General features: G+C 59.5%; 2 protein-coding genes. Both read left to right on the plus strand.

Annotation, left to right across the window (positions count from 1 at the left end; translation table 11 throughout):
• The first annotated feature begins 177 nt into the window (after positions 1–177).
• Positions 178–1,431, plus strand: a complete 1,254-nt coding sequence (locus I4W09_RS10185) for a plasmid recombination protein (RefSeq protein WP_196034077.1) — start codon at positions 178–180, stop codon at positions 1,429–1,431.
• Between the two features lie 264 nt (positions 1,432–1,695).
• On the plus strand, positions 1,696–2,670 hold the full coding sequence (locus I4W09_RS10190) for a hypothetical protein (RefSeq protein WP_196034079.1): 975 nt from the start codon (positions 1,696–1,698) through the stop codon (positions 2,668–2,670).
• Positions 2,671–3,170 lie beyond the last annotated feature (500 nt).

A 3,170-nucleotide genomic window follows, 5' to 3' on the forward strand; every position in this document is an offset into this window, starting at 1 on the left:
AGGGCTGGGGGGTCTCGGGGGGAACGCCCGAGCGGGTCAAGGGCGGCGCCCTTGCACGTGCCAAGCGTAGCTTGGTATAACGTGACTATACCAAATGTCGCTAACGCTCCATCAGGCTTCAAACTCGGAGGTTCACCCATGACGGTCGCGCCACTAATCGCAATGAAGAGCTCGCAAGTGAAAAGCTTTGACGCGGTGGGTCGTGAGCTGGACAGGCGCGCCCATACCTACGCCAACGATGTTGACCAGAGCGGACGGCACATCGGCTACCGCTGCCGCGCCGAGGATGAGTGCCCGGTGCCGCTTGAGAAGGCGGTCGAGCGGCGCATGGGGGAACTCAAGACGAAGAGGAAGGTCAGGGAAAACCAAGTCCGCGCGATGGGGTTCATCGTCTCAAGCAACGATGCCTTGGACGAGAAGACAGCGAGGGAGTTCTTGGACAGGAGCATCAACTGGTTCGGCGCTCGGTACGGATACGAGAACCTGCTAGCCGCCCAGATCCATCTGGACGAGGGCACCCCGCACGCGCATATCTGGATCGCGCCCGTGATACACGATGCCGAGACGGGGTTTGACCGACTGTGCGCCAAGGAGCTGTTCGCCCCAGACAAGCGCCGAAAGAACGCGGAGGGCAAGTGGGAGGTGACCGCGCAGGGCACGATGAGCCGCTTGCAGGAGGACTTCTGGGAGCAGGTGGCCAAGCCCTACGGGTATGAGCGCCCGATGCGCCACGAGCTGCGTGCAAAAGGCTACAGGAGCCTTGATGCCTACAAGGTGCAGGTCGGCACCACACGGGCGCTCAAGTCCGAGATAGAGACCCTTGAGGGCGCGAGGGACAAGGCGAAGCACATTGCGGTTACTGCCAAGCGCGAGCTGGACGGCCTTGAGCGGCAGAGGGTTGAGACCCGTGCCAAATTGGGTGCCGTGACCGAGCAGGTCGATGAAAAACGGGCACAAGCTGCGGAAATTGACCGCCGAATCGCGGAGAAAATGGCCGAGATTGACCGCTTGGACGGCGAAATCGGCGAAAAGCTCGAGCTTCGCAACGAGGTGGGCGATGAAATCCAGCGGGAGTCCGCGCGATTGGAGTCTCTTCGGCGCGGAACGCGAGCAGTTGCGCGAGACGTTGAGGAGCTTCGACCCGTCGCTGCCGAGATTTGGCGCTGGGAAGCTGCGGGGCGCGCTGAGCGCGGCACAATCATCGATTCAATCACTGCTCGATGCGCAGGAGCAGCGAGAGCAGCTAGAGCGGCAATTGAGGAGCTTGGAGACCGCATCTGGGCGCTGATGCGTCCCAGGAAGGCACAGCGCGGCGAGCGCAGCCTTGATGACGTGATGAGGGAAGCAACGGAAGCCGCGCGCGCGTCGGAAGCGTTGGGCCGTAACCATGTCGCACCGACGAACAGCAGGTCGCGCGGGCAGGCTCGGTGAAACGTAAACTATAGTTTACGTTTTCGGAGTCCATGATTGTGGACTCTACCAGCGGTTTGTTTGGCAAAAAAAGAAACCCGCCCGCCGTTAAGACGGGCGGGTGGGCTTACAATGGTGGCCACAGGTGAAGGGATGACCGTCCCGACACCGCCGACACGAGGTAGCAGCTCGCATCAACACCACCTGCAATTATACGTGCAATACGTATCAGGGGGCAGGAATTCGAGACGTTACCTCCCAAAAAAACGGGAGGTTTTCTTTTTTATGGCAACCGAAAGTAAACAAATTGATGGGGTCGTGGATGACCCCGAGAACGGCGGCTTGAAATCCGGCCCTTGTCTAATAGCCGGATTTCATGCACTTTCGTGCACTTCCCCTAGCTACTACAACCCTTATAGGGGTGTAAATAAAAATACGCTGTCGGTCGATATGGTTCGACTTTCTCTTACCTTCAAGGGTGACCGTGGCGAGTGGTTGAGCCGCAAGGGAGCGCAGCTCACAGACTGCGACGAGATGAGCGCTTGGACGTCGAAAATCAGGCCGGGCGGGTGGTATGAGCTGTGGAGTTTCGCTTTGGCCGGCAGCTCGGTCGCGCTCGGGATCGGGTTTATGGAACCGTCCTGCAAAGTCAACATGCACAAGGGCTTTATCGAGTTCAACCCGAACAAGGTTGCTGGCGATAAAAGGTTCCACGGACTTCTTAAGACGCTTGGGACGTGTGTGTCCAAGGCTCGGCTCAAGCGCTTTGACCTCGCCTACGACATTCCGGTGAGCCGCTACGACTGCCGTTTGAGCAAGGACAGGCGCATGTACAAGTCCGTCATATCGAATGGCATCACGGAGTATCTGGGGGTCAAGAACACGCCCGCATACGTCAAGGTCTACGACAAGGCCGCCGAGCTGCATCTTGATACGGACAAGGTGCAGCTGACGCGCATCGAGATGACTTGTGATGGCGAGTGGACTGCGGAGCAGCTTGAGGAGCACTGGCCGCAGGTGCACGCGTGGCACAGTGAATCTGGGACAAAGGATTACATTCGCGTGATTGGAATCATGCTGGCCGAGAAAGCCGAGAGAAACGAGGACGTTGAGACGCTCATCAATATGCTTGGACGCACCAGCCGGCCAAAGGTACGCGAGTACCTGCGCACGCCGTGCGTGAAGCTGCCGGATGGAGCTGCCGCCCTGCTGCTGGCGGAAGCGAAAAGCTGGTGCGGCGCGGTAGTCGGGTCAATGTAGCAGGCGGTGACTACGGGGCGGCGTGTTCCGCGCTCGCGCGGATCTAAGCCGACTCGTTCACCGGCTGCGGAATTGACGCAACGGTCAAGCCACAAGACCAGACTTGATTAAGGGTCGATGGACGCTCTGCTCCATCGACCCTTTCCTTGCCCAAGTCTGCGGGTGCGGGAGGGCTGCGGCTCGGATTCCCATGGGCGAGGTACTACGACCTCGCCCATGGGAATCCGATATCCGATACCGACAGTGATTTGCGGGGTGGTTTGGAGGGGCGCGCTCATTATTTTTCGCTAACTACGTCCGAAAAATAATGTGACAAATGACAAATGACAAATCAGGTTGAGCGGGGGAGTTTGAGGGGGCAAGCCCCCTCATTCGGCGCTTGCGCCGATGGCCCGCACCTCATGAGCGACGTCGCGAATGAGTAGGGCTGGGGGGTCTCGGGGGGAACGCCCGAGCGGGTCAAGGGCGGCGCCCTTGCACGTGCCAAGCGTAGCTTGGTA

The organism is Collinsella aerofaciens (assembly GCF_015670795.1).
Lineage (GTDB): Bacteria > Actinomycetota > Coriobacteriia > Coriobacteriales > Coriobacteriaceae > Collinsella > Collinsella aerofaciens_Q.